The sequence below is a fragment of the Saccharomonospora saliphila YIM 90502 genome, assembly GCF_000383795.1.
GTDB classification, from domain to species: Bacteria; Actinomycetota; Actinomycetes; order Mycobacteriales; family Pseudonocardiaceae; genus Saccharomonospora; species Saccharomonospora saliphila.
In genome coordinates, this window is the sequence record NZ_KB912698.1 from 27689 (window position 1) to 31828 (window position 4140).

Below are 4140 nucleotides of genomic sequence, written 5' to 3' on the forward strand. Positions count from 1 at the left end.
CCCCCTGCCGCGCTCGGAGCCGGACTCGCGTTCGTCCTCACCGCCCGGGCGGCCGTCGGTCCCGCGCGGCACGCCCTCGGTGCGGTCTCGGCCGTAGTGCTCAACCACCGAGGTGAAGAGGTCCCAGGCCTGCGCGGCCGCCTGGCGCCCCTGCTCCGACCTCGCCTCCACCCGTGCGGCGGGAGCGGAACCCACGTCCGGCGCGGGCACGTCGACGCGGGCTGTTTCACCCAGCCGGACCACGGTGGCGCGGTCGTCGGCCCCGTCCGGACCCGAGCCCGCCGACCGCGCGGAGCCGGACACGTCCCCGGTACGAGCCTCAGTCACGGTGTCGGCATCCCCCACGTCACGCGCGTCGTCGGCGTCACCCTCGTCGTCGGCGCCCGGCTCGTTTTCCGGGTCGGTGTGGTCCGCGCGGGGGTCGTCGGTGTTGGCCGGGCCGGAACCGTACGGCTGAGGACCGGGCACCGGCGCGTCGGGCAGATGACGCTCGGAGTCCCCGGCCATGTCGGTCGGCCCACCGCCCACCGGGGCACCGTCGATGACCGCCGTGACCGCGGAGATCATCATCAGCACCGCCGCCGCCATCCCGGCGAAGCCCGACCGCGACGAGCGGCCCGACGCGGCGTAACCGTCGCCGTCGTCGTCCGGGTCGAAACGACGAGGCGGCCAACTCGCGCCGATGATCCCCGTGCGGTCGAGCACGCCCGCGTCGTGCGGCGTCCGACGCGGCACGTCGGGCGCCATCAGAGTCGTCCCTTCCTCACAGGTGCACCCCCGTTTCGCTGCCCTCCCCCATGCGCCCCCACGCATGCGCCCACTGAAAGATCCACAGGGTGTCTACCGCGCGCGCACGGGCAGTGTCACGCGGGCAGTTCGATTCCCTGACAAATCCGACCCCATCGAGTGAACACTGCCGAGAGCCGCATGGCTCGCCCGATGTGGGAGCCCGTCCGGCGGCCCACTCCACCGTGTGACGGAGACCCGGAGGCTACTTCACCGTGGGCCCGTGACGACAAGATTCCCCCGAATGGCGCATCACCTCAGCGCCAGTCGGACGTCTCTTCCTGTAGAGGACCGCACGCGCCAGGGCGGGCGGCACGGAGGGACGGGAGCGTGCCGTGGACAACGTGGACAACAACGCCGTGCACCAGAGCCAGTTCGTCTACCTCAACGGCTGTGCCACACCGGTGCTGTCGAGACTGACCTTCGCGGCGAGCGCGCCGTTCACGGTGGCGCTGGCCTTCCGCGTCGAGCCGGACGAGTGGGTCGAGTGGGAATTCGCCCGCGACCTGCTGCTGACCGGCCTGCGCGAACCGGCGGGAATCGGCGACATCCGCATCCGCCCGGACCTGTCCGACCAGGACGACGACGTGCTCGTCATCGAACTCGAATCGCCGGACGGGTACGCGACCGTGGAGATCAGCAGGCAGGACGTGCGCCTGTTCCTCGACGCCAGCATCGCGCTCGTGCCGCCGGGCTCGGAATCCGAACACCTGGACCTCGACGCGGTGATCGCGAATCTCACCACCGCGCGCCCCTGACCGAGCCCGCCGGTGCGTACGGGCCGGGTCAGGCGCAAGCGTCCTTGGCGCTGAGCACCCGCGTCAGCGACTCCCGGACACGCTCCTCGGGCAGTTCCCCGTCGGCCACCGCCTGCTCAAGACGGTCCAGCACCGGGGTCACGTCGCCGCCCGCCGACCACAGCGGCTGGTCGGCTCCGGCCTGCAGCGCCCTCAGGACCGCCTCAGGCAGCGGGTAGCGGTCGGAGATGGCCCGCATGGCGCCGAGGTCGTCGGTGACCACGAGCCCGTCGAACGCGTAGTCCTGCCGCAGCAGGTCGTAGGCGGGCGCCGACAGCGACGCGGGTTCGCCCTCGGTCAGCCCGGGCACGTTGAGGTGGCCGACCATCACGGCGGTGTTCCCCGGGTACTCGGGCAGCTGCTCGTAGGGCACCAGGTCGGTCTCGCGCAGCTCGTCGAGCGGCGGGGTCTCCACGAGTTCCTGGTGCGAGTCCCCGTCGGCGCGGCCGTGCCCGGGGAAGTGCTTGACCACCGGCTGCACCCCCGCCGTGGCCAGTCCCTCGGCGAAGGCACGCGCGTACTCGCTCGCCGTCTCCGGGTCGGCGCTGTACGAACGGTCCCCGATGACGCCCCCGGAGGGGCCGTCGGTGAGGTCGAGCACCGGGGCGTAGTCGACGGTGATGCCGAGCTCGCGCATCTGCTCGCCGCGCCGCTCGACCAGGTCGCGCACCTCCTCCGGCGACATCGTCCGCGCCATCTCGCGGGCACTGGGCATCGACCCGACGAGGTCGTCGATGCGCTGCACGCGCCCACCCTCGTCGTCGACGGCGACCGAAAGGGGGACCTCACCCGCCGCCTGCCGCACCTGCTCCAGCGAGTCTCCGGTGAGTAGCGCCGTGGCGTTGCCACCGATGAAGATGCCGCCGACCCGGTCGGTGCGCACCAGCTCGGTCGCCGCCGCCGGGTCGGCCGGGTCCACGCCCACGACCAGGAGCTGGGCCAGCCGCTCGCGCGGGGAGAGCTGGTCGATCACCTCCGCGCATTCCCCTCCGGGCGCCGGAGATGTCCCGGTCGTCGGACTCGGGGCCGAGGTGGGTCCACCGGTCGTACCGGGCTCGGGCGGGGTCGTACCCGGATCGGCGGACTCCTCGCCCGGCCCACCGCACCCGGCTCCCAGCAGAGCGGCGCACATCGCGCCCGCGAGTAAACGCTTCATCGTCGCACACGCTACTGCCACCGGCGGCGTCCCGCGCGCGCGAGGTGAGCTCCGGCCGCCGCCCGGAGCCGGGGCAGACCGCCCTCGGCGTCTCGCGCGCGCGAGACGGCCTCACCCGTCGTCAGCGGAACGCGGACGCGGATAGCGTCTCCGCTGCTGCACTGTGCCGTCCACCCGCTCCACCGTCAGGGTGCTCGGCGCTCCCTCCCGCGCGCACCGGGCCGCCTCGCGGACGGCGTCGTGCCTGCGGCACCACCGCGAGAGCACCTCGTCCCCGCGTTCGACCAGCCAGGTCAGCGAGTCCGGCGAGAACCGGAACACCACCCGATACCGCACCGCCATACCGTGCTCCCTCCAGGTTCGTCCCAGCACCGCTACATCGTTGCAGTAGCGCAACGACCGTGGCAGGAACGACACACCCCTGTGATAGTGAAAGAAGACGGAGGGAAGGCGAGGACATGGAAGGCCGGATGGACGCGCGCCGCCTCCACGACGCGCTCGACGCCCAGCGCCGGGCGCGCGGGTTGTCGTGGAGGCAACTCGCCGAGCAGGCCGGGGTCAGCCCGTCCCTGCTCAGCAGGATGGGAAACGGTCAGCGCCCTGACCTGGACGGGTTCATCGCGCTGGTGCAGTGGCTCGGCACGCCCGCCGAGGAGTTCATGGTCGGGCACGAGCCCCGTCCCGACCCGGCGCCGACCCTGGAGGCGCAGCTCGCGCTCCTGCTGCGCGCCCGCGAGGACCTCAGTGACGCGGACAAGGACTACCTGCTCGACATCGTCGGCGCCACCATGCGGCGGATCAAGGCGGGCCAGCAGGACGGACAGGATCGACAGGAGGGGTGAGTGTCCGTGCGGCGCGGATTCAAGGCCACGGCGAGCCGACTCGCCCTCGACGTCCGCGACGAGCTCGGGCTGCCCACCTTCGCACCGCTCGACCCGTACGCGCTGGCGCGGCTGTACGGCGTTGAGGTGTTCACCCTGGACCAGCCCTGGCTGCCCGCCGAGGCGGTGCGGCACTTCACCGGGCCCGCGGCCCCGGTGTTCTCCGGCGCGCTCATCTCGGTCGGTCCCGCGCGGGTGATCGTCGAGAACCATACGCACGACGCGACCCGCCGCCGGTCCACCGTCGCCCACGAGATGGCGCACGTGCTGCTCGAACACGACGTCGACGTACTGGTGACCGACGGCGGGCCATGCCGTCCCGCCTCACCTCCGACGGCCGAACACGAGGCGACGGAACTGGCCGGGGAACTGCTGCTGCCTCGCGACGCGGCTCGTGCGGCGGCGTTCCGCGACTGGACGGACGCCTCGGTGGCCCGGCACTTCCGGGTCAGCGAGCGGCTGGCCCGGTGGCGGATGAACGTCACGGGCGCGCGCCGAGTGGCCCGCCGCGCACGGGCCA

At 72.7% G+C, this 4140-nt stretch carries 5 protein-coding genes and 1 pseudogene; 3 read left to right on the plus strand and 3 right to left on the minus strand.

The features are described 5' to 3' along the window. A pseudogene (locus SACSA_RS26260) lies at window positions 1–747 on the minus strand (hypothetical protein); the annotation flags it as partial. Between the two features lie 383 nt (window positions 748–1130). On the opposite strand from SACSA_RS26260, the gene SACSA_RS0115785 reads away from it, so the two are divergent. Further along, on the plus strand, window positions 1131–1544 hold the full coding sequence (locus tag SACSA_RS0115785) for an SsgA family sporulation/cell division regulator (RefSeq protein ID WP_028661929.1): 414 nt from the start codon (window positions 1131–1133) through the stop codon (window positions 1542–1544). Window positions 1545–1572: 28 nt separating this feature from the next. On the opposite strand, the gene SACSA_RS0115790 is transcribed toward SACSA_RS0115785, so the two are convergent. Both SACSA_RS0115790 and SACSA_RS0115795 read right to left on the minus strand, forming a co-directional pair. Next, entirely contained in the window at window positions 1573–2739 is a 1167-nt protein-coding gene (locus tag SACSA_RS0115790) for a glycoside hydrolase family 3 N-terminal domain-containing protein (RefSeq protein WP_028661930.1), read from the minus strand. A 111-nt stretch (window positions 2740–2850) separates the two neighbouring features. Then, window positions 2851–3081 (minus strand): DUF2188 domain-containing protein, encoded by a 231-nt coding sequence (locus SACSA_RS0115795; RefSeq protein ID WP_019818615.1) that lies wholly within the window; start codon window positions 3079–3081, stop codon window positions 2851–2853. Between the two features lie 116 nt (window positions 3082–3197). Between SACSA_RS0115795 and SACSA_RS0115800 the strand changes: the two genes are divergently transcribed. Both SACSA_RS0115800 and SACSA_RS23305 read left to right on the plus strand, forming a co-directional pair. Beyond that, window positions 3198–3581 (plus strand): helix-turn-helix domain-containing protein, encoded by a 384-nt coding sequence (locus tag SACSA_RS0115800; RefSeq protein ID WP_028661931.1) that lies wholly within the window; start codon window positions 3198–3200, stop codon window positions 3579–3581. Beyond that, window positions 3582–4140: ImmA/IrrE family metallo-endopeptidase (locus tag SACSA_RS23305; protein ID WP_019818617.1), on the plus strand; the 559-nt coding region annotated here is incomplete at its 3' end.

What these genes read in the sequence shown, in the direction of transcription:
- SACSA_RS0115795 (WP_019818615.1), bottom strand. Translation starts at nt 3,081, where the DNA reads ATGGCGGTGCGGTATCGGGTGGTGTTCCGGTTCTCGCCGGACTCGCTG.
- SACSA_RS0115790 (WP_028661930.1), bottom strand. Translation starts at nt 2,739, where the DNA reads ATGAAGCGTTTACTCGCGGGCGCGATGTGCGCCGCTCTGCTGGGAGCC.
- SACSA_RS0115800 (WP_028661931.1), top strand. Translation starts at nt 3,198, where the DNA reads ATGGAAGGCCGGATGGACGCGCGCCGCCTCCACGACGCGCTCGACGCC.